The sequence below is a fragment of the Pseudomonas sp. FW305-E2 genome, from assembly GCF_058782925.1.
Map to the genome: position 1 here is coordinate 1 of NZ_JBYSYE010000061.1, position 21,040 is coordinate 21,040.

The 21,040-nt window shown below is 62.3% G+C and carries 18 protein-coding genes; 14 read left to right on the forward strand and 4 right to left on the reverse strand.

Going from position 1 to position 21,040, the window contains the following annotated elements; genetic code table 11:
* Positions 1-80: 80 nt before the first annotated feature.
* Positions 81-767 (reverse strand): lipopolysaccharide core heptose(II)-phosphate phosphatase PmrG, encoded by a 687-nt coding sequence (gene pmrG, locus AC3WLP_RS25870; protein WP_088513247.1) that lies wholly within the window; start codon positions 765-767, stop codon positions 81-83.
* A 179-nt stretch (positions 768-946) separates the two neighbouring features.
* On the opposite strand from pmrG, the gene AC3WLP_RS25875 reads away from it, so the two are divergent.
* From AC3WLP_RS25875 to AC3WLP_RS25890, 4 genes are all read left to right on the forward strand, one after another.
* Positions 947-1,516: a GNAT family N-acetyltransferase gene (locus tag AC3WLP_RS25875; RefSeq protein ID WP_003249850.1), complete on the forward strand. Its 570-nt coding sequence runs from the start codon at positions 947-949 to the stop codon at positions 1,514-1,516.
* Between the two features lie 149 nt (positions 1,517-1,665).
* Entirely contained in the window at positions 1,666-2,535 is an 870-nt protein-coding gene (gene tesB, locus AC3WLP_RS25880) for an acyl-CoA thioesterase II (protein WP_088513246.1), read from the forward strand.
* On the forward strand, positions 2,532-3,122 hold the full coding sequence (locus AC3WLP_RS25885; protein WP_003249853.1) for an HAD family hydrolase: 591 nt from the start codon (positions 2,532-2,534) through the stop codon (positions 3,120-3,122). Before tesB ends, AC3WLP_RS25885 begins: the two co-directional genes overlap by 4 nt.
* A 164-nt stretch (positions 3,123-3,286) precedes the next feature.
* Positions 3,287-4,297 (forward strand): zinc-dependent alcohol dehydrogenase family protein, encoded by a 1,011-nt coding sequence (locus AC3WLP_RS25890; RefSeq protein ID WP_088513245.1) that lies wholly within the window; start codon positions 3,287-3,289, stop codon positions 4,295-4,297.
* A gap of 88 nt (positions 4,298-4,385) precedes the next feature.
* Here the strand turns inward: AC3WLP_RS25890 and AC3WLP_RS25895 are convergent, their stop codons facing one another.
* Positions 4,386-5,087: a FadR/GntR family transcriptional regulator gene (locus AC3WLP_RS25895; RefSeq protein WP_003249857.1), complete on the reverse strand. Its 702-nt coding sequence runs from the start codon at positions 5,085-5,087 to the stop codon at positions 4,386-4,388.
* A gap of 259 nt (positions 5,088-5,346) precedes the next feature.
* On the opposite strand from AC3WLP_RS25895, the gene AC3WLP_RS25900 reads away from it, so the two are divergent.
* The gene (locus AC3WLP_RS25900) at positions 5,347-6,699 is read left to right on the forward strand and encodes an MFS transporter (protein ID WP_088513243.1); all 1,353 of its coding nucleotides are present in this window, start codon (positions 5,347-5,349) and stop codon (positions 6,697-6,699) included.
* 19 nt (positions 6,700-6,718) lie between these two features.
* A complete protein-coding gene (gene gudD / locus AC3WLP_RS25905; protein WP_088513242.1) occupies positions 6,719-8,074 on the forward strand; it encodes a glucarate dehydratase in 1,356 nt (451 codons plus the stop codon).
* Positions 8,075-8,312: 238 nt separating this feature from the next.
* Here the strand turns inward: gudD and AC3WLP_RS25910 are convergent, their stop codons facing one another.
* A complete protein-coding gene (locus AC3WLP_RS25910; protein ID WP_014754542.1) occupies positions 8,313-9,200 on the reverse strand; it encodes a LysR family transcriptional regulator in 888 nt (295 codons plus the stop codon).
* A 99-nt stretch (positions 9,201-9,299) separates the two neighbouring features.
* Between AC3WLP_RS25910 and AC3WLP_RS25915 the strand changes: the two genes are divergently transcribed.
* The 6 genes from AC3WLP_RS25915 to AC3WLP_RS25940 all read left to right on the forward strand — a co-directional run bounded on the left by AC3WLP_RS25915 (position 9,300) and on the right by AC3WLP_RS25940 (position 18,422).
* On the forward strand, positions 9,300-10,250 hold the full coding sequence (locus AC3WLP_RS25915) for a 2-hydroxyacid dehydrogenase (RefSeq protein ID WP_014754541.1): 951 nt from the start codon (positions 9,300-9,302) through the stop codon (positions 10,248-10,250).
* A 94-nt stretch (positions 10,251-10,344) separates the two neighbouring features.
* The gene (locus AC3WLP_RS25920; RefSeq protein WP_014754540.1) at positions 10,345-11,688 is read left to right on the forward strand and encodes an MFS transporter; all 1,344 of its coding nucleotides are present in this window, start codon (positions 10,345-10,347) and stop codon (positions 11,686-11,688) included.
* 416 nt (positions 11,689-12,104) lie between these two features.
* Positions 12,105-13,496: an amino acid permease gene (locus AC3WLP_RS25925; protein WP_003249863.1), complete on the forward strand. Its 1,392-nt coding sequence runs from the start codon at positions 12,105-12,107 to the stop codon at positions 13,494-13,496.
* Between the two features lie 361 nt (positions 13,497-13,857).
* Positions 13,858-14,310, forward strand: coding sequence for a hypothetical protein (locus AC3WLP_RS25930; protein ID WP_003249866.1), 453 nt, complete (start codon positions 13,858-13,860; stop codon positions 14,308-14,310).
* Positions 14,311-14,788: 478 nt separating this feature from the next.
* A complete protein-coding gene (locus AC3WLP_RS25935; protein ID WP_014754535.1) occupies positions 14,789-15,541 on the forward strand; it encodes a FliH/SctL family protein in 753 nt (250 codons plus the stop codon).
* 487 nt (positions 15,542-16,028) lie between these two features.
* Entirely contained in the window at positions 16,029-18,422 is a 2,394-nt protein-coding gene (locus AC3WLP_RS25940) for a TonB-dependent siderophore receptor (protein WP_017147969.1), read from the forward strand.
* Positions 18,423-18,771: 349 nt separating this feature from the next.
* On the opposite strand, the gene AC3WLP_RS25945 is transcribed toward AC3WLP_RS25940, so the two are convergent.
* Positions 18,772-19,647 (reverse strand): BrxR family helix-turn-helix transcriptional regulator, encoded by an 876-nt coding sequence (locus tag AC3WLP_RS25945; RefSeq protein WP_012053774.1) that lies wholly within the window; start codon positions 19,645-19,647, stop codon positions 18,772-18,774.
* A 119-nt stretch (positions 19,648-19,766) separates the two neighbouring features.
* Here AC3WLP_RS25945 and AC3WLP_RS25950 point away from each other — a divergent pair, with 119 nt between their 5' ends.
* The gene (locus tag AC3WLP_RS25950) at positions 19,767-20,027 is read left to right on the forward strand and encodes a hypothetical protein (protein WP_017147968.1); all 261 of its coding nucleotides are present in this window, start codon (positions 19,767-19,769) and stop codon (positions 20,025-20,027) included.
* 303 nt (positions 20,028-20,330) lie between these two features.
* Positions 20,331-21,011 (forward strand): EcsC family protein, encoded by a 681-nt coding sequence (locus tag AC3WLP_RS25955; RefSeq protein ID WP_012053772.1) that lies wholly within the window; start codon positions 20,331-20,333, stop codon positions 21,009-21,011.
* Positions 21,012-21,040 lie beyond the last annotated feature (29 nt).

A 21,040-nucleotide genomic window follows, 5' to 3' on the forward strand; every position in this document is an offset into this window, starting at 1 on the left:
CCCTTTCGCGACGCAAGGCCGCTCCCACACGGATCGCGCCAGCTTTCAGAAATTGAGCAAGACAGTTGCTCCCACAGAGGCTATTTTCCTGTGCTGGCCAATACCCGTTGCCAGTCCGGTTCGTTCAAGCGCCCCAGGATGCGTGCCTTGCCATTGCCATCCACCGATACGAACAGGGCGCTGGCATAGTTGCTTTGACGTTCGCCGCCGGCAACGTGCTGCTGGCGGGCAAAGTGGTCGATGCAGCCGTTGTGAGTCACCAGCACCAGGTTGTGGCCCGCGCGTTTGTGTGCAAGCGCTTCGTTGGCGAACTGGCTGTCGCAGCTTTCGAGCCAGTCCTCGCTGGCCACCGCCTGACCCAGTATGAAGTGCGCGGTTTGCCGGGTGCGCAGTTTCGGGCTGCTGAGCAGGTCGGCTTTGTTCAGGCCCAGCTGGTGCAGCCCTTGGCCCACGCGGGCAGCGGCCTGGCTGCCGCTCAGGGTGATCCCCGTGGAGTCGTCCAGGCAGGGGCCGGGGGCGCTGTCGCAGCGTTCGGCGTGGCGGATCATCACGATCACCGCACCGTCGGCCCAGTCCTGCAGCAGGCCGCTGTCACTCAGTTGTTGCTCGTTGCCAAGGTCCACGATATGCGTCCTCGTCGCCAGCCAGGTGGTCAACGCCGCCACAACCATGCACAGGCCCAAGGCGGCTCCGACGGCTTTGCGAGTCAGGCGTCGCTTGCGCCGGGCATGAATGGCGGGGTGCCCCAGGGTGTTGCTCGATAGCATGCGTTGCTCCGTTGGCAGTGCCGCGGCTGGCGCGGTGGTGGATGGCGGCATCCTGCCAAGCGGCCTGTCGGGGGCCGGTGAAGGGCGTGTGAAAATTGCATTTGGCGGCTGCCGGCTGGGTGAAACCCGCGCCCGCGCCTACGCTGTAAACTGCAAGGCGGTAAACCGGAGCAGGCCCGATGACCCCCATCCTCGAACTGGAAAGCGCACGGCTGGTGCTGCGCCAATGGCATGACGATGACTTGCGCGAGTTCGCCGCACTGTGCGCCGACCCACAGGTGATGCGCTACTTTCCGGCGCCGCTGACGCGCGTTGAGGCGGCTGCGTTGATCGGCCGCGTGCGTGGGCATTTCAATGAGTACGGTTTTGGTTTGTGGGCCCTGGAGCGCAAGGACAGTGGCGCGTTCATCGGCATGACCGGGTTGCTCAATGTCAACTTCGACGCGCCTTTTGCCCCGGCGGTGGAGATCGGCTGGCGCCTGGCACGTCGTCACTGGGGCCTGGGCTTTGCCAGCGAGGCGGCGTGGACCTGCCTGCGTTGTGCTTTTGCCCAATTGCGCCTGGAGGAGGTCGTGTCGTTCACCAGCGAATGCAACCTGCCGTCGCAAAAGGTGATGCAAGCCATCGGCATGCAGCAGGACCTGCACGGCAGCTTCGAGCACCCCCGGCTGCCCATCGGCCACCCGCTGCGCCCGCATGTGCTGTACCGGATCGATCGCGCGCATTGGGAGCGCACCCTGCGCGCCTGAATGCACAGCCATGCCCGGCGCGAATGACAAACGCTGTATCATTTGCCTACTTGGAAGGCGCTTGCCCGTAACACGTTCAGCGCCTGTGAAATCGAGCGCCGCTCGGGCGGCGCATCGCGAGCTAGGCTCGCTCCTACGGAGAACCGCCGATGAGTCATGTGTTGGACGACCTGGTCGACCTGTTGAGCCTCGAATCCATCGAGGAGAACCTGTTCCGTGGACGTAGCCAGGACCTGGGCTTCCGCCAGCTTTACGGTGGCCAAGTGCTGGGCCAGTCGTTGTCGGCTGCCAGCCAGACAGTGGAGGACGCGCGCCATGTGCATTCGTTGCACGGCTACTTCCTGCGCCCGGGCGATGCCAGCCTTCCAGTGGTTTACTCGGTAGACCGCGTGCGCGATGGCGGCAGCTTCAGTACACGGCGGGTGACGGCGATCCAGAAGGGCCAGACCATCTTCACCTGCAGTGCATCGTTCCAGTACGACGAGGAAGGCTTCGAGCACCAGGCGCAGATGCCTGACGTGGTCGGCCCGGAAAACCTGCCTACCGAAGTCGAACTGGCCCGTGCCATGGCCGACCAGTTGCCCGAGCGCATTCGCGACAAGGTGCTGTGTGCCAAGCCGATCGAGATCCGCCCGGTCACCGAGCGCGACCCGTTCAACCCCAAGCCGGGCGAACCGGTGAAGTACGCCTGGTTCCGCGCCGACGGCAACCTGCCGGACGTGCCTGCCCTGCACAAGTACATGCTGGCCTACGCCTCGGACTTCGGCCTGCTGACCACGGCGTTGCTGCCCCATGGCAAATCGGTGTGGCAGCGCGACATGCAGATCGCCAGCCTCGACCATTCGCTGTGGTTTCACGGCAACCTGCGCGCCGACGAGTGGCTCCTGTACGCCACCGATAGCCCCTGGGCCGGTAACTCCCGTGGCTTCTGCCGCGGCAGCATTTTCAACCAGGCCGGGCAACTGGTGGCATCGTCGAGCCAGGAAGGCCTGATTCGCCATCGCAAGGACTGGGCATGAGCCTGGGCGAGGTGCGCAACTGGGTGTTCGACATGGACGGCACCCTGACCGTGGCCGTGCACGACTTCGCCGCCATTCGGGTGGCGCTGGACATCCCGGCCGAACACGACATCCTCACCCACCTGGCGGCCTTGCCGGCAGAGGAAGCGGCGGCCAAGCATGCCTGGTTGCTGGAGCACGAAAGGGACCTGGCAACGGCCTCCACGGCGGCCACCGGGGCGGTGGAGCTGGTGCGCGAGTTGGCCGGGCGCGGGTGCCGGCTGGGTATTCTGACCCGCAATGCGCGTGAGCTGGCGCATGTAACGCTGGAGGCCATCGGCCTGGCGGACTGCTTCCCGGTGGAACACATTCTCGGGCGTGACGAGGCTGCGCCGAAGCCGAGCCCGGATGGGCTGCTGAAGATTGCCAGCGCCTGGGGCGTGACGCCGAGCGAACTGGTGATGGTGGGGGATTACCGCTTTGACCTGGACTGTGGGCGGGCGGCGGGGGCGCGCACGGTGCTGGTGAACCTGCCGGACAATCCCTGGCCGGAACTGGTGGATTGGCATGCGGCGGATTGCCGAGCGTTGAAGGTGATGCTGGGCTGATGCGTGTGTTGGCCATGCGGGCCTCTTCGCGGGCATGCCCGCTCCCACAGGTATTGCGCACGTCTCGGGGCCTGTGGTGCCTCTGTGGGGGTGGGCGTGCCCGCGAAAGGGCCGGATCTGTCTATGCTGAACCCCATTCTTTGCTCTGATACGGAGACCCACCCATGAGCAGCAAGGCCATCTACGTACAACCCGGCGGCGGCTACGACAAGGTCGAGGTCGGCACCTGCGAGGCCCAGGCCCCCCAGGCCGGCGAGATTACCGTGCGCCTGCACGCCAGTTCCCTCAACTACCACGATTTCGCCGTGGTCAGCGGCATGTGGGGCCCGAGCGAGCGGCGCATCCCCATGGCCGATGGCGCCGGCGAGGTGGTTGCGGTGGGGGCTGGCGTCACTGAGTTCCAGGTCGGCGACAATGTGGTCAGCACCTTCTTCCCCGACTGGCTCGATGGCCAGGCCAATGTCGAGGGCTTTGCCCGGGTGCCCGGCGACGGCATCGATGGCTACGCCCGTGAACAGGTGACTGCCCGCGCCACCGCCTTCACCCTGGCACCCCAGGGTTTCAGCCATGCCGAGGCTGCCACCCTGACCACCGCCGGCCTTACCGCCTGGCGGGCGCTGATGAGCGATGATCACCTCAAGCCCGGCGACACGGTGCTGGTGCAGGGTACCGGCGGTGTGTCGATTTTCGCCCTGCAGTTCGCCAAGCTGGCGGGCGCGACCGTGATCGCCACCTCCTCCAGCGATGCCAAGCTGGAGCGCCTGAAGGCCCTGGGTGCCGACCACCTGATCAACTACAAGAGCACCCCGGCCTGGGGTGAGAAGGTGCGCGAGCTGACTGGCAACCGTGGTGTCGATCATGTGATTGAAGTGGGCGGCCCGGCGACGCTGGAGCAGTCGATGATTGCTGCGCGCATTGGCGGGCATGTTTCGCTGATCGGCATCCTTACCGGGGTGGCCGGGCAGTTGCCGCTGGTGCAGGCGCTGGTGCGGCAGATTCGGCTGCAAGGGGTGCTGGTTGGCAGCCGAGCGCAGCAGCAGGCGATGGTGCGGGCGGTCGACGCCAACGGCCTGCGGCCGGTGGTGGACAAGCATTTCGAGCTGGAACAGATCGTCGAGGCGTTCCGTTACCAGGAGAGCAACCGGCATTTCGGCAAGATCTGCCTGACCTGGTGAAGTGAGGGCAGGGTAGCTGGCTGTAACGGCCACCCTGCACGCCACTCTGTTCGTAGCATCAAGCCCGAGGCCTTGCACTGCCTGACAGTCAGTCCGGCAGTAGCCGGTCTCGGCTGTTGGACAGGTGCAGGCACACTGCCGCCCGAGCGGCATCCGGGTCTTGTCGGCGGATGGCATTGAGGATCGCCTCATGCTCCAGGTTGGCCAGGTACGCTTGCCGCGCCAGCTTGGCCCCCGCGCGCTCGGCCAGGGCCATGCGGTTGCGCGGTATCAGGCCGTTACCCAGTTGCAGCAGCATCTCGGTGAAATACAGATTGCCGGTGGCCTCGGCAATCAGCAGGTGAAAGCGCCGGTCGGCTTCGATGCAGCTGTCGCCGGCAGCGGCCAGGTCCTGATAGTCATCCAGCGCCTGGCGCATGCGCGCCAGTTGCCCTTCGTCACGACGCAGTGCGGCCAGCGCGGCAGCCTGGCCCTCAAGGCCAATACGCAGCTCCAGCAGATCGCGCACATTCGCCGCGCTCTCCGCCGCAACGCGCAGGCCGGCCTGGGCCTGGCGCTCCATCACGAACGTACCGATCCCGTGGCGCGGCTCCACCAACCCCGAGGCCTGCAGCTTCGACAAGGCTTCGCGAACCACTGTGCGGCTGACCCCGTGCTCGCGCACCAAGGTGTTTTCCGAAGGCAGTTTGTCGCCTGGTTTGAAGGTGCCCAGCAAAATCTGCTGGGTCAGGCTGGAAACCAGGTCATGGGCACGGCTGTGGCCGCGTTTGCGCGCGTGTTCGGGTTCCATGTGTGATCCGCTTCTTGATTGGCTTGTACGACAAGTTAATCGATAGAAATATTTTTTGCCGATTTTTCGCGCATCCAATTCAGCATGTAGTTGATCTGTTTTTGCACGTTAGGATCAAATTGGCATTGTGACAGCTTGTATTTTGCTATTTTGCCGACGTTAATGATCTTGTCGTACAACCTCGCTGCGAATAAGCTCCTCCCCACTGCCATGTCAGACAACCCGACCCGCACAAAAACAATTAGTGGGAGATCCGCAAGTGAACGACACCCTCGCTCCGTCTGCCCGGCATGAAGGCGACGCGTTGGCCAGTGCCGTGGCCAAGGTCAAGCGCCACGTCCTGCCGCTGTTCGTCATCATGTTCATCGTCAACTACCTCGACCGCGTCAACATTGGCTTCGTCCGCCCGCACCTGGAAAGCGACCTGGGCATCAGCGCTGCGGCCTTTGGCTTTGGTGCCGGGCTGTTCTTCATCGGTTACGCGCTGTTCGAAGTCCCTTCGAACATGCTGCTGCAAAAGGTCGGTGCCCGGCTGTGGCTGACCCGTATCATGTTCACCTGGGGGCTGGTGGCCACGGCCATGGCCTTCGTGCAGAACGAAACCCAGTTCTACGTGTTGCGTTTTCTGCTCGGAGTGGCCGAAGCAGGCTTCTTTCCTGGCGTGATCTACTACTTCACCCGCTGGCTGCCGGCGGCAGAGCGCGGCAAGGCCATTGCCATCTTCCTCAGTGGCTCGGCGCTGGCTTCGTTGATTTCCGGGCCGCTGGCCGGGGCGTTGATGCAGATCCAGGGCCTGGGCCTGCATGGTTGGCAGTGGATGCTGTTCATTGAAGGCATGGCCTCGGTGGTGCTGTGCTTCTTTGTGTTCTTCTGGCTCGACTCCAAGCCGCAGGACGCCAAGTGGCTGAGCAAGGCCGAGCAGGACGCGCTGGTCGCCACCATCGACCGCGAGCAGCAAGCGCGTGAGGCCATCGGCGCGGTCAGGCCGTCGGCCTGGAGCCTGCTCAAGGACCGCCAGATCGTGCTGTTCTGCCTGATCTACTTCTGCATCCAGCTGACCATCTATGCCGCCACCTTCTGGCTGCCCAGCATCATCAAGCGCATGGGCGACCTCAGTGACATGCAGGTCGGTTTCTTCAACTCGATCCCTTGGCTGATCTCGATCCTGGCCATGTACGCCTTCGCCGCCGGTTCCGCGCGCTGGAAGTTCCAGCAGGCCTGGGTGGCCGGCGCCCTGCTGGTCGCTGCCACGGGCATGTTCATGTCCACCACGGGTGGGCCGGTGTTCGCCTTCGTCGCCGTGTGCTTCGCCGCGATCGGCTTCAAGTCAGCGTCGTCACTGTTCTGGCCAATCCCCCAAGGCTACCTGGACGCCCGCATCGCTGCGGCGGTGATTGCCCTGATCAACTCGGTCGGCAACCTCGGCGGTTTTGTTGCCCCCACCACCTTCGGCTTGCTGGAGCAGCAGACTGGCTCGATCCAGGGCGGGCTGTACGGCCTGGCGGTGACCTCGGTGCTGGCGGCGATTGCCATCTTCTTCGTACGCACTCGCCCCAAGGGCGCCCCTTCCGATGACCTCAAGGCCCCTTCGGCCCTGGGCCAGACCCACTGATGACTGCGAGACAACAACCATGAATATGCAGACCAATCCCCCCGTACATGCCAGCACCCCGGTGGTCACCGACCTGCGCGTGGTCCCCGTGGCCGGCCATGACAGCATGCTGCTCAACCTCAGTGGCGCCCATGGCCCGTACTTCACCCGCAACGTGGTGGTGCTGCGCGACAGCGCCGGCAACACCGGCCTGGGTGAAGTGCCCGGCGGCGAGAAGATTCGCCAGACCCTGGAGGACGCCCGCAGCCTGGTGGTCGGCCAGCCGATCGGCCATTACCAGCGTGTGCTCAATGCCATGCGCCAGACCTTCGCCAACCGCGACTCGGCGGGCCGCGGCCTGCAGACCTTCGACCTGCGCATCACCGTGCATGCGGTGACGGCCATCGAGTCGGCGTTGCTCGACCTGCTCGGCCAGCACCTGAATGTGCCGATGGCGGCGCTGCTGGGCGAGGGCCAGCAACGCGATGCGGTGAAGATGCTCGGTTATCTGTTCTACATCGGCGACCGCCAGCAGACCGACCTGGCTTACCGTCACGAAGCCGATAGCGATGACGATTGGTTTCGCGTGCGCCACGAAAAGGCCCTGACCCCTGAGGCGGTCGTGCGCCTGGCCGAAGCGGCGAAGCAGCGCTATGGCTTCAGCGATTTCAAGCTCAAGGGCGGCGTACTGCGGGGTGAGGAAGAAATGGAAGCGGTAACCGCCCTGGCCGAACGCTTCCCCGAAGCGCGCATCACGCTCGACCCCAATGGCGCGTGGTCACTCAAGGAAGCCATCGCCCTGTGCCGTGACAAGCACGATGTACTGGCCTACGCCGAAGACCCCTGCGGTGCCGAGAACGGTTACTCGGGCCGTGAGGTGATGGCCGAGTTTCGCCGGGCCACCGGGCTGCCCACCGCCACCAACATGATTGCCACCGACTGGCGGCAGATGGGGCATGCGATCCAGTTGCAATCGGTGGACATCCCGCTGGCCGACCCGCACTTCTGGACCTTGCAGGGCTCGGTGCGGGTGGCGCAGATGTGTAACGACTGGGGCCTGACGTGGGGGTCGCACTCGAACAACCACTTCGACATTTCGCTGGCGATGTTCACCCAGGTGGCGGCTGCTGCGCCGGGGGATATCACTGCGATCGATACGCACTGGATCTGGCAGGATGGCCAGCGGCTGACGCGTGATCCGCTGCGCATTGTCGATGGGCATGTGCGGGTACCGGCGCGGCCGGGCCTGGGCGTGGAACTGGACGAAGACCAGCTGGCCAAGGCCCATGAGTGCTACCGCAAGATGGGGCTGGGCGCGCGCGATGACAGCGTGGCGATGCAGTTCCTGATCTCGGGTTGGAGCTTCGATAACAAACGACCTTGCCTGGTACGGTAAGGCGGCTGGCCGCTCCCACCGGAATTGCGCAAGATTCTAGAAATTGAGCAAGCTAGTTGTTTCCACAGGCCCCACACCAGCCTGAAGCCAGGTGCAATCCCTGTGGGAGCGGGCTTGCCCGCGAAGCATCCAACACAGTGCATGGCACCGGCTCCGCCGGTGTTCGCGGCTAAAGTCACTCCCACAGGTATTGCACCTGGCTTCAGGCTGGTGTGGGGCCTGTGGGGGTGGCAGGCCCTCAAGCGGCTTCAAAAAAGGCCCGCGCCATTGCAACGAAAGACCCCAGCACCGGGTTGGGGTTGTCCCGGCAGAACGCCAGGAAGATTTCTGCCTGTTGCTCCATCCCCTCCAACGGCCGGAATACCACCTGCTCCAGGCGCAGTGCCTGGGCAGAGGCCGGCACCACGGCACAGCCCAGTCCCACATTGACCAGGCCCAGAATCGAATGAGTCTGACCCAACTGGTGCAGGTAGCGCGGCTGCACTTCGTGCCGCGCAAACAGGTTGGCAATACGGTCATGGAAATACCGCCCTTCGTTGGCGCTGTACATCACGAACGGCTGCTGGTCGAAGTCGCTGGGCGTCAGCCGTTCGTGGTTCGCCAGCGCGTGCCCGGCGGGCAGGGCGGCGACGAAGGGCTCGCGGTGGATTGGCAAGTACTCCACGCGCGCGCTGGGCAGTACCTGGCGCACCAGCCCGACATCGATCAGCCCTGCTTCCAGGTCATGCACCTGGGTGCTGGAGACGCGCTCGCTGAGCACCAGCTCGATGTCCGGCAGCGTCTGCCCGGCGTGCACCAGCAAACGGGGGACCATGCTGTACGCCCCAACGGCGGTGAAACCCAGGGTCAGGCGGCCTGCTTCGCCGTGGGCGATGCGCCGCGCGGAGTGGCTGGCTGATTCGGCAATCTGCAAAATGCGCCGGGCATCCTCGAGGAAGCTCGCGCCCGCCAGGGTGAGCCGCGCCTGACGGTTGTTGCGCTCGAGCAGCAGCACACCCAAGGCATGCTCCAGCAGCTGGATCTGGCGGCTAAGGGGTGGCTGGGTCATGTGCAGGCGGGTGGCAGCGCGACCGAAATGCAGCTCTTCGGCCACGGCCACGAAGCAACGCAGCTGGTGCAATTCCACGATTCAAATCCTGAATTATTCAATCCAGCATCTATATTAGACCTGTATCAAATGCAGGCCTAGCATCGACTCATGTCTTCTCAATGCCGGAAGCCCGCGATGACTCACACCCCGATTGAAGTGCTGCTGACCCAGCCCGTACCCGAGGCGATCGATGCCCAACTGGTCAGCGCCTACCACGTGCATCGGTTGTACCAGCAGCACAACCCGCAACAGCTGCTGGACGAAGCCGCACCGCGCATCCGCGGCGTGGTCACCGGCGGTGCCAAAGGCCTGTCTACCGCGCTGATGGACCAGTTGCCTGCCCTTGAGATCATCGCCATCAGTGGCATCGGTACCGATGCGGTGGATCTGCGCCATGCGGCCAGCCGCGGCATCCATGTCACCACCACCCCGGGGGTGTTGACGGCCGACGTTGCCGACCTGGCCATGGGGTTGATCATCAGCAGCCTGCGTCGCCTGGGCGAGGGGGAGCGGCTGGTGCGCGATGGCTTGTGGGGCAGGGTCGACCTGCCGCTGGCGCGCAGGGTCAGTGGCTGCGCGCTGGGCATCGTCGGCCTTGGCCAGGTGGGCAAGGCCATCGCTCGCCGTGCCGCCGCCTTCGACATGAGCATCGCCTACAACGGCCGGCGCGAGCAGCCAGAAACGGGCTATCGCTATGAGCCGGATCTGGTTGAGTTGGCGCGCTCGGTGGATGTCCTGGTCGTGGCCGCTTCTGCTGACGGCGGGCAAGTGCTGGTGACGGCCGAGGTGCTGGAGGCGCTGGGGCCTCAGGGTTACCTGGTCAATGTGGCACGTGGCAAGTTGGTCGATGAAGACGCGCTGGTGGAAGCGTTGCGCGAGCAGCGTATCGCCGGGGCAGGGCTGGATGTATTTGTCGATGAACCACAGGTGCCGCCGGCATTGCTGGACCTGAACCAGGTCAGCCTGCAACCGCACCGGGGCAGCGCGACGCTGCAGACCCGACTGGAGATGGGGCGCATGGTGCTGGACAACCTTCAGGCCTGTTTCCGAGGTGAAGTGCCACCGAATCGGGTGATCGACAGTTAGCCCCCTTTCGCGGGTACAGGTACTACAAGGCCCTTGCGGCCACCCCTTCTGCGTACAAGAACAATCGCTTCCATCGAGAAGCAAGAGGGTCCACATGAACAGCAAATCCGCCGTTGCCGCACCGCAGGCCGTGGCCGGGATCGGTCGCCATCGCTTCCTGGTGCTGGCGCTGATCTTCGTCATTACCGTCATCAACTACGCCGACCGCGCCACCTTGTCGATCACCGGCACCGAGGTGCTCAAGGACCTGGGGCTCGATCCGGTCATGCTGGGCATGATCTTTTCTGCCTTCGCCTGGGCCTACGCCCTCGGCCAAGTGCCGGGGGGCTGGCTGCTCGACCGCTTCGGTGCCCGCCGCGTGTACGGTATCAGCCTGATCCTCTGGTCGCTGTTTACCTTGCTGCAAGGCACTGTGGGCTGGATGGGGCTGGCCGGCGTCTCGGCGGCGGTGGCACTGTTTTCAATGCGCTTCATGCTTGGGCTGGTGGAGTCGCCGGCCTTCCCGGCCAACTCGCGCATCGTCAGCTGTTGGTTCCCGACCCAGGAGCGTGGCACTGCATCGGCACTGTTCAATTCGGCGCAGTACATGGCGGTGGTGGTGTTCGCCCCCTTGATGGCATGGATGACCCATGCAATGAGCTGGGAGCAGGTGTTCATCTGGATGGGGCTTCTGGGCTTGCTGCTGAGCCTGTTCTGGTTCCGCTTGTACCATGAGCCCCACAGCGCACCTGGGTTGAGCCGTGAAGAGCTGGAATACATGCGCGAAGGTGGCGCCCTGGTCGACCTGGAAAAGGAACGCAAGGCTGCCAAGAGCAAGCCGACCCGGGCAGAGCTTGCGCAACTGTTCACCAGCCGCAACCTGTGGGCGGTGTACCTTGGCCAGTACTGCATCACTGCGCTGACTTACTTCTTCATCACCTGGTTCCCGATCTACCTGATCAAGGGCCGTGGCATGACCATCATGGAGGCCGGCTGGGTGGCCGCACTGCCGGCAATCTGTGGTTTCACTGGCGGTATTCTGGGTGGCTTCGTATCCGACTGGCTGATCCGCCGTGGCGTGCACCCGTCCAGGGCGCGCAAGACCCCGTTCATCATCGGCATGGGGCTGTCCACCAGCCTGGTGCTGGCCAACTATGTGGATGGCAACGCGGCGGTCATAGCCCTGATGACCCTGGCGTTCTTCGGCAAGGGCCTGGCTGCGGTGGGCTGGGCGGTGCTGTCGGACGTGGCGCCGAAGAAGATGGTCGGCCTGTGCGGTGGCGTGTTCAATGGCATCGGCAACATTGCCGGCATCGTCACCCCGCTGGTGATTGGTTACGTGGTTGCCAGCACCGGCTCGTTTCACAACGCACTCTGGTTCGTGGCCGCCCATGGCGTGCTGGGGATCCTCGCTTACCTGTTGCTGGCCAGGCGCTTCGAGCGTACCGGGCAGGCGTAGGCAGACGCCTTGGCAACAGAGGCCCCGGGAAACCGGGGCTTTTTTGTTGGCGGCTTGCAGAAGCGGGTTCATCGAGCGTCGGCGTGCGGCGAAGATATCGGCACCGGCAACACATCCAAATGAAAAACAAAAGCACCAAATGGCCCGGTGGCGCGATCGGGCATGCCATTCGCGACATCTGGCGCTATTGGAAATGCCCTGTCGTGATCGAACAGTTCCGGGGCGTTCTCGTGTAATTAGCCACAGCCCTGCGGGGCTTAAATGAACCCCGAACCGCACTGACACCTTGCTCTGTGACGCGTGCCAAATATCAACAACAGCGCGCGAACAACGTGTCGACTTATTGATTTCAAAGGAGATATTTTCGCCTACGCCTGCCCGTCCTTCCTTGTGTCAGCAAAAAGAGAACAACATCAATGAACACCGTGGGATCTGATGGCAACCTTGCACAAGGTTTCAAGCCACGTCATGTAACGATGCTGTCCATCGCCGGCATCATCGGCGCCGGACTTTTCGTCGGCTCTGGCCACGCCATCGCGGCAGCCGGGCCAGCAACCATAATTTCCTATTTCGTGGCCGGGACCTTGGTGGTACTGGTCATGCGCATGCTCGGCGAAATGGCCGTGGCGCACCCCGACACCGGATCGTTTTCCACCTATGCCGACCAGGCCATTGGCCGCTGGGCCGGCTATACCATCGGCTGGTTGTACTGGTGGTTCTGGGTGCTGGTGATTCCTATCGAAGCATTGGCCGCTGGGCATGTGCTGAACGCCTGGTTCCCGCAGGTGGACAGCTGGATCTTCGCCCTGGCTTCGGTGTTGCTGCTGGCCGGTACCAACCTGTTCAGCGTGGCCAAGTACGGCGAGTTCGAGTTCTGGTTTGCCATCCTCAAGGTCACCGCCATCCTGGGCTTCATCGGCCTGGGCTTTGCCGCGCTGATGGGCTGGCTGCCCAACCGCGAGGTCAGTGGGCTGAGCGGGCTGATGGCCGAATACGGCGGTTTTGCACCGAAGGGCTGGTCGGCGGTGGTCGGCGCGTTCATCACTGTGATGTTCAGCTTCATCGGCACCGAGGCAGTGACCATTGCCGCGTCCGAGTCCAGCGACCCGTCGCGCAACATCGCCAAGGCCACCCGCTCGGTGATCTGGCGTATCAGCACCTTCTACATCCTGTCGATCTTCGTGATCATTTCGGTGGTGCCGTGGAACGACCCGCAGCTGGCGGTGGTGGGTTCGTACCAGCGTGCGCTGGAAATCATGAACATCCCCAACGCCGCGTTCATGGTCGACCTGGTGGTGCTGGTAGCCGTTACCAGCTGCATGAACTCGTCCATCTACATCGCTTCGCGGATGATGTTTTCGCTGGCCAAGCGCGGTGACGCCCCGGCCTTCCTCAACAAGACCTCCAAGGTCGGTGTACCGCGTGCTGCAGTGTTCGGCAGCACCCTGATCGGTGCGGCCATCGCGGTCCTCAACTACTTCGCGCCGAAGGGCGTGTTCGAGTTCCTGCTGGCCAGCTCCGGCGCCATCGCCCTGTTGGTGTACATGGTTATCGCCATCTCGCAGCTGCGCATGCGCCGCCGTCTGGAGCGCGAGAACACCGAACTGAAGTTCCGCATGTGGCTGTTCCCATACCTGACCTGGGCGGTGATCATTTTCATTGCCGGGGCGCTGGCGGTGATGATGTACACGCCTGAGCATCGGGCGGAAGTGAGCTCGACATTGGGCCTGGCGATCGTGATTTCCTTCCTGGGGATCGTGACGTCGAGGGGCCATGCGCAACCGGTGGCAGCGCGATCGATGGGGTGATTCAGTTCACCTGGCTGTAAGGCAAAGGGCACCCGAGGATGGGTGCCCTTTGTTTTTCTGGGCCAGACGAAGGTTCAGCAGCAAGACATGGGGCGGTTCTTCTGGTGTGCTCCAGCAGACTTTTCAAGTAAGGAAACTGGCATGACCACGTGTAAACTCATCCTGCCCGTGCTGGCCGCCGTGGAGAGTTGTGATGCCGTACTTACCCACCGTTCGGCTGTCGACAGAGGCGCGCGCCCGACCAATATTGCGCCTGGTGACTTTATGCAGTATGTGGTGCGCTTCACCGTTTCGTCACTCTCGTGCAGGGATGCTTTGCACGGATACAAGAGCGCTTTGCGCTAAGAGAAAGGAGCTTTTTATGCACGACGAAGGCAGTTCAACTATAGCGAATGGCGCAGCCGTCGAGTTGCCGCCTGGTGTGTTTCCACCGATGGCGGGCTACACCATCGGAGATCTTCTGGCGGTAGCCAATGCCCCTTTCGAGGCATTGCTGAATAATCACGATACCGACCCTGGGCTGATTCGTGAAACGGTTACTGCGCTGGCCCAGCACTTGTACGCGGCATTCGAAAGAGAGGACGCCCAGTACCAGATTGCCACGTGGTATCAAAAGCCGTACGACCAGCCTGGGAAGCGCCAGCGCAGTATTGAGACCATCGCAGAGCAGTTCGGCGTCATCACGCTGAAGGCAACGGCTGAATCATTGAAGGGGTCACCGTTGCTCGGCCTGGGCAAGGCGTTCTATATGAGCCTTGTCGATGCCGCCGGGCAGGCCATAAAGACGCATATTCTGAAGTTGAATCAGGGCTGATGATCTGCCGATGTTCACCCTCGTAGTGGCCGTCACTACCACGCCCGCCCCTGACCTCACCGTTGCGCTCGCTGCCCTGGTCGAAACCGATACGCTGCGACCACACCTGCCAGCGCACCATGCGTGATGAGGCGATGACGAGCGGTGTTATGCACCTGCATGCGTAGCTTGGGGGCGGCGGCGATGACCTGGCGTAAACGGGCAGGGATACCCAGGGCGTCCTTGACCGTTTTCAGAAACTTGCAGCCAGTGTCCTGAAGCTCATGGCGTGACGCCCTTCAGCGCATACAGGTTTGCGTGGCGTTACTGCGTGGCACTCGGCTGGGCAACTTTGCCTTGCCTCAGGCCGAGGCCCAGCAAGCAGCTGGGAGCGAGGTAAAGATCATGCGTTGAACCCCGTCGACAGTATCGGGTTTGGCATTGACCAGAATCTAGCGGCGCATGTTTTAGGGACGCGTCGAACCAGGGAGATGGCGAAATGGACAATAACTGGGGTACGGGTAGAGCGGGCGGCGGCCTGGATGGTGGATATACCGGGTCGCTCGATCATGCAATCTCCAACCTGCATGTCGGGCGCAGTCAGGGGCGCCAGCAAGGTCGTAAAGAGGGCTTCGACGAGGGGCGCTCTCAAGGCTATGCGCAAGGCTGGGACGCAGGGGTGGTATGTGCCAACCAGAAACTGGAGCCGCTCAGGGGGTACGTGAGGCAGTACTTCGAGGAGGCGGTGCAGCTTCGGGCTGTTGTGCAGCGCCAGAAAACCATCATCGACCTGATGTACCAGCAATTGTCCCAGGTCGCCGGCGCGGCCAAGCGCGCTGAGGCTAAACCGACGGCTAGCGAGTCCGAAGCATTTGCAGCCTTGCAGAGCAGTAATGAGTTGCTCAAGGCAAGGCTCGAGGTGATGGACATGCATTATGCAGCTGCGCTCGAGCAGTCCAGGCTGAGGCAGCTGCAATACAAGCGCAGCCTGGTGTTCATGCGGGCGGTGCAAGGGCTACTGGAAGAACTGGTTCACGGCGATAACCCCGAAGCGCGGGACATCCGGCAACGCTTTGTGAAGCGTTACCAGGACCAGGTTGCAAGGGATTTGCGTGCAGGCGAAATCCAGGTCGCCCCTGAACTGGATGAGGTGTTCGGCAAGCAGCTGCCGGAAACGCAGCGGTTCATCATGGACATGCTGCAGTCGGTTGCTCCCGAACAGGATGGTGACGAATCTGCCCCGGCGCCATGAATGACATGCGCGACACAAGGCCGCTACAGGGATTGCGCCAGATGTAATTGATCAGCCTCAGGGGCCAGGGTGCTGGCTGTTTCGCTGGCGGGGCTGTCGGAGGCGGTTGGGGGGCTCGTGGCGCCAGCAGCCAAGGCCTCGACAGGCATACAGACCCCGGCCGCGCACACCTGGGCGGGGTATTGCTGCCTCTCGTAGCGCTGGGCGTTGCGGGACGACTTGGCGAAATGGCCAACAACGCCATGCGCCCTGAGGTCAAGCAGGTCGATCAGGGTACGCTCGCTTCGCAGCCCGTGTGCCGTCCATTCCCTGCAACGATTGGGTCAACGCAAGGCCATCCACCACGCGGTTTCGTATCGGGGTAGGCGGGTGGTTCGCGCAAGATGCCTAGTGTAAAAATAAATGAGGTGTTTTCTCATTCTCGTTCGGCATATAGAGAAGGCCGGATTACAGGCCAGCCCGCCGACCCCCGACACGGAGCGAGAGAATGAGTTTTACCCCGGTTCCACAGCGCCACCCCTTGAGTCGTGCCCTGCATGCTGCACTGTTGGGCCTGGCAGTCAGCACCTACGCACTGCCGTCGCTTGCACAGCCTTTGAGCGCTGATCACAACAGCCCGCTCAAGCAATGGAGCATTCCCGCGGGCCCGCTGGCGCCGGCACTGGACCGCTTTGCGCGCGAGGCGGGTATCAGCCTTTCGTTCGATGCGCAGAACGTGGCCAACCGCAATACCAACGGGGTGCAGGGCGCGCTGGATACACAGTCGGCGCTGTCGTCGCTGCTGCGCGGAACCGAGTTGCAGTTTGAGCCGCAGGGCCCCAATGCGTACCTGGTAATACCGCAGCCTAAGCCTACCGGCCCGCTGGAACTGGGCGCGACCGAGGACTACCGCCTGGCGCCAGTCATCATCAATGCCAAGGTCAAGGCCAGTGCCGACGATGACGCCAACTCGGTGGTTGCCAAGGAGCTGTGGGTTGGCGGCAAGGTAGCGACCAGCATCCTCAACACGCCCGCGTCCGTGTCTGTGGTGACCAACAAGGAAATGCAGCAGCGCAGCGTCAGCACCACCGAAGAGGCGCTGCAGTACACCCCTGGCGTGGTCAGCGACTACTACGGTTCGGACGATCGCAACGACTACTTCCTGATCCGCGGCTTCCAGGCCACCACCTACCGAGACGGCCTGACCCTCAGCTCGATGCGCGGTGTGCGCGAAGACCCTTACGCCTACGAGCGTATCGAAATTCTGCGGGGTGCCAACTCCACCCTGTTCGGCCCGGCAGACCCGGGTGGCTCGGTCAACTTCGTGACCAAGCAACCGCGCTTCGAGAAGTTTGGCCAAGGCTACGTGACCTACGGCTCCTATGACCATGCCGAAACCGGGATCGATGTAGGCGATGCACTGAACGACGAACAAACCCTGGCCGGCCGCTTCACGGCCAAGATGCAGAACAGCGACCGCGAGTACGACCATTCGCAGGACGATAACCGCTTCGTGATGGGCGGCCTGACCTGGGCGCCGACCGACTTCACCTCGGCCACGGTGGTGCTGGATTACCTGAAGACCAACAGCTCGCCGAACAGCGGTGGCTACCCGCTGGACAAGGAATACGACCGCAGCGACTTCTACGGCGAGCCCGGCTACAACTTCCACGATGTCGAGCGCACCAGCCTGAGCGGCAACATTACCCACGACTTCGACAACGGCTTCACCCTGCGCAGCAACCTGCGCTACAGCGAGCTGAGCGATGACTTCGGCTATGTCTACCTGAGCGACAACGCCTCGCGTGTTGGCACCACCATTCCACGCTACGTCTTCGGCACCGACAGCGATGCCGACCAGCTCAATGGCAACTTGATGCTGCAGTACGATGCGCAGTTCGAGCACATCGACAGCAGCACGCTGGTGGGCGTCGAGTACCTCGACTCGACGACCAAACAGAGCTCGGTCTACGGCCTGGCGCCCTCCATCGACATCGCCAACCCGGTATTCACCGGCGTGCCTGGCGGCATCACGCCCTATACCCGCAAAAAGAATGACGCCACCACCAAGGCGGTTTTCCTGCAGCAGAACCTGTCGTTCTTTGACCGCGTCATCGCGACCGCAGGTGTGCGTAACGACTCGATGGACCTGTCGAGCAAGGAATACATCGGTCGCGAGCAGACGGAAAAGGACAACTTCTCCGAAACCTCCTACCGCGCGGCACTGACCTATATCGTCAACGATGAAGTGTCGACCTACGTGAGCATGGTGGAGTCCGTCTCGCCCCCGCAAGTAGGCGTTACCCCGCAGACCGGCAAGCAATACGAAGTGGGCATCAAGTATTCGCCCATGGGCATGGACGCACTCTTTTCTGCCGCTGTTTACGACCTGACCCAAGAGAACGTCACCATTGCCGTGGTGTTGCCAAGCGGCATCATCGAGCAGCAGACGGTGGGCGAGTCACGCGTGCGTGGCCTTGACCTGGAAGCCAAGGCACAAGTCACGCAAGACATCAGCGTGATTGGTGCTTACTCCTACATGGAGTCCGAGGTGCTGCGCGGGTCGCTGTATGACGGCTCTTCCTTGAAGGGCAACGAGTTCACCACGGCGCCCAAACACACCGCATCGCTGTGGAGCTACTACGACATACCTGGCACTGACGTGAGCGTCGGCCTGGGCGCGCGGTATGTGGGGGCGTACTACATGGATGCTGCCAATACCAAGAAGAGCGATGGGACCACGTTGTTTGATGCGGCGCTGAACTACAAGATCGCCAAAGGGACCGACCTGGCGCTGAATGTGAGCAACCTGTTCGATGAGCAGCATGTGGTGGGGTCGGGGACGGCGAATTACTACAACCCGGGGCGTGAGGTGACGGCGAAGGTGAGTTATAGCTGGTAAGGCGGGTAGGGGGCACAGGTTTCGGCGGTGTTCGCGAGTAAGTTTGCCCCCACAGGTGTGCCAAATCTGAGGGGGCAATTGCCTTGCTCAAAGTCTGAAAGTTTGCGCGATCACTGTGGGAGCGGGCGTGCCCGCGAACACCGGCATAGCCGGTGGCAACCAACGCGTCGCGTTCTTTGCGGGAAGGCCAGCTCCCAAGGTTCGTCCCGGGCAAGGCTTTCAGGGGCTAGCGTGTAATGCCTGGTTCCGGATCATCCAGCATCAGCAGAATAATGATCGGAGCCAGCTTGCCGAGCAGGTTGGCGCAGCCCCGCTGCTTATCTCGGTTGACACTGCGAAGAGCTAAGTGTCAGTACTTCATCAACCACGGCTGCAGTTCCTGGAGGTTGCTCACCACCAGTTGCTGGGCCTCGGGCAGTATCGCCATGTTGCGGTGGTCGATCTGATACCGCTGCAACACATACTTCACCAACGCCCTGCGGCTGGGTACCACCAATTGCCCATCCGTCATGCCGAAGTCGGTTTCGATGATTGCCTTCTGCGCCGCGTTCAACCGCCCATCAGGTTCGAAGATGACGGGCACTTCCACATTCCAGTCTTCATCCTGCTCACGCGTGTTCGGCGATGCGTCGAGCAAGTCCGGCTGCCCGCGCAAGCGGCTCAGCACGAAGTCGCGGTACTGGCTGTTCTTTTCGCAATAAGCCCGCACGTGCCAGCGCATGCCGGTGTACACCAGCGTGTGCGGGGCGATCAGGCGTACCTCGACGTTGGGGGTGTTGAAGGACACGTATTCGGTTTCCAGGCGCAGGCCTTCACGGCAGGCTTTGAGCAAGGGGCGCAGCACCTCTGGCCGGATTGGGCGATCGGGTACTTCCAGCACCCGGGTGTGTGCATAGGCCAGTGCCAGCCCGTCGATGTGCGGGGCGCGCTCATTGTTCTGGTACAGCAGGTGCAGATAGGCGCTTGCGCTGTTGTCGATGAACCGTGGCTCGAACTGCTCGCTCGGTACATAGCCCTTGATCTGCTTGTCATACGTCAAGTTTTCGGGCGCATGTTCGGTGATGTAGGTGTTGATGTCCTTCGACGCCTGCTGACGGCTGATGCCAAAGCTCTGCATCAGGTGCCCCGTGGTCAGCCGGCCTTCCCACCAGGCAACGGTCTCGATCAAGCGATAGCGAAGTGCCAGGTCCCAGCGTACCTGCTCGATGGATTGCTTGCGTTTCATACCCTCTCCATGTGCGCGATTACTTTACCTGTATAAGTCTACATTCTAGACGTGTAGTTTTTCATTACATACCTTTGGCTCGCCTTCGGAATGCATCGGAGGCATCAAAGGACATGAACATGACGATGCCGGAAGTGGTTGCGACGGGGGCCTTGGTGGCAATGGGGATCATCCTGCTGGTGCTGATCCAGCAAGGGTTGAAGCTGGGGGAGCTTGGCAAGAAGGTGGAGCACTGCCAGCGGGATTTGCGTTGGTTGCAAATTTGGGAGATGGAGAACCGCGAGCTACGGTCAGCGTTGCGGGCGGAGCGAGAGCATGTTGCGCAGTTGCAGCGCAAGGTGGTCATTTTGCAGGACATGGCTGTGACACAAGGCCGTTAAGTGAGGCTTTTGAATAAGCCGCGGCTTGGGCAGGTGCAGTGCTGAATGCCTACGGAACGGTTCAAAGCCGATTTCACCTGGCCCGGTGGAGACTTACAATCAAATGATGGCATTATGCCTCGTCAGCCTGCGGCTTCTTGAGCTCTAAGGGCTACTGCAGCCCTGCGCGGGGCACGGACCTTTAGAGGCGAAGCCAGTATCGGATCGTGTGAGACCCTGCGCCAGGCGCCATGTTGACCGCCTTGATACCCATGCTTCGCTTTTGCGGGCAGTTGGCAAACCATTTTATGAACGGAATCCGGCATGACCACTGAAGTAGTAGAAAGCAGCTCGTCGTTGATGAAGATGGTGGAAGCCATCGCCATTAGTCCCCAAGATGCGCGGGAGCTGGTCGCCCAGTACCAGGCGCAGGCGCGCAAGGCCTCGCCGTCTGCCTCGGAGCAGAAAATCGAGGACGCGGTGGTCGACAAGATTATCAGCCGCTACTCAAAATTGGCCGCCACCTCTGGTGCTGCCACTGCACTGCCGGGTGTTATCCCGGGTATCGGAACCGCGGTGAGTGCTGTGGGCGGCGGGCTGGCGGACATTTCGGTGTGCATGAAGCTTCAGATTGATATGACGATGTGCCTGGCGGTGGCGATCAACGGGAAGATGTCCAATGAGGACGCCAAGCACATGTCGTACATCATCGCCCTCTACGGTTCGCTGGAGCAGATGGGGACTACGGGAACGACCCGAATCGCCAGCAAAGCCGGGGTGCGGATGGTCAAGAAGTACCTCACGGGTCCGGTTTTGCAAGTGATCAAGGATTTGTTCAAGAAGATCGGGATTACGTTCACCCAGAAGGCTGCCGCTAAAGTGATTCCATTTGGGATTGGGGTTGTAGTGGGGGGCACGGCGAATTATGCGTTGACGAAGTATGTGGGGAAGACTGCTCGGGATACGTTTCGGCTGAGCCTTAAAGAAGAGGGTGTTGCGGACTGAGGGGTGGGGTTTGGGCAAATGGTTAAAAG

Coding starts and splice junctions, on each gene's coding strand:
- pmrG (WP_088513247.1), bottom strand. CDS start 767: ATGCTATCGAGCAACACCCTGGGGCACCCCGCCATTCATGCCCGGCGC.
- AC3WLP_RS25875 (WP_003249850.1), top strand. CDS start 947: ATGACCCCCATCCTCGAACTGGAAAGCGCACGGCTGGTGCTGCGCCAA.
- tesB (WP_088513246.1), top strand. CDS start 1,666: ATGAGTCATGTGTTGGACGACCTGGTCGACCTGTTGAGCCTCGAATCC.
- AC3WLP_RS25885 (WP_003249853.1), top strand. CDS start 2,532: ATGAGCCTGGGCGAGGTGCGCAACTGGGTGTTCGACATGGACGGCACC.
- AC3WLP_RS25890 (WP_088513245.1), top strand. CDS start 3,287: ATGAGCAGCAAGGCCATCTACGTACAACCCGGCGGCGGCTACGACAAG.
- AC3WLP_RS25895 (WP_003249857.1), bottom strand. CDS start 5,087: ATGGAACCCGAACACGCGCGCAAACGCGGCCACAGCCGTGCCCATGAC.
- gudD (WP_088513242.1), top strand. CDS start 6,719: ATGAATATGCAGACCAATCCCCCCGTACATGCCAGCACCCCGGTGGTC.
- AC3WLP_RS25915 (WP_014754541.1), top strand. CDS start 9,300: ATGACTCACACCCCGATTGAAGTGCTGCTGACCCAGCCCGTACCCGAG.
- AC3WLP_RS25920 (WP_014754540.1), top strand. CDS start 10,345: ATGAACAGCAAATCCGCCGTTGCCGCACCGCAGGCCGTGGCCGGGATC.
- AC3WLP_RS25925 (WP_003249863.1), top strand. CDS start 12,105: ATGAACACCGTGGGATCTGATGGCAACCTTGCACAAGGTTTCAAGCCA.
- AC3WLP_RS25930 (WP_003249866.1), top strand. CDS start 13,858: ATGCACGACGAAGGCAGTTCAACTATAGCGAATGGCGCAGCCGTCGAG.
- AC3WLP_RS25935 (WP_014754535.1), top strand. CDS start 14,789: ATGGACAATAACTGGGGTACGGGTAGAGCGGGCGGCGGCCTGGATGGT.
- AC3WLP_RS25940 (WP_017147969.1), top strand. CDS start 16,029: ATGAGTTTTACCCCGGTTCCACAGCGCCACCCCTTGAGTCGTGCCCTG.
- AC3WLP_RS25945 (WP_012053774.1), bottom strand. CDS start 19,647: ATGAAACGCAAGCAATCCATCGAGCAGGTACGCTGGGACCTGGCACTT.
- AC3WLP_RS25950 (WP_017147968.1), top strand. CDS start 19,767: ATGACGATGCCGGAAGTGGTTGCGACGGGGGCCTTGGTGGCAATGGGG.
- AC3WLP_RS25955 (WP_012053772.1), top strand. CDS start 20,331: ATGACCACTGAAGTAGTAGAAAGCAGCTCGTCGTTGATGAAGATGGTG.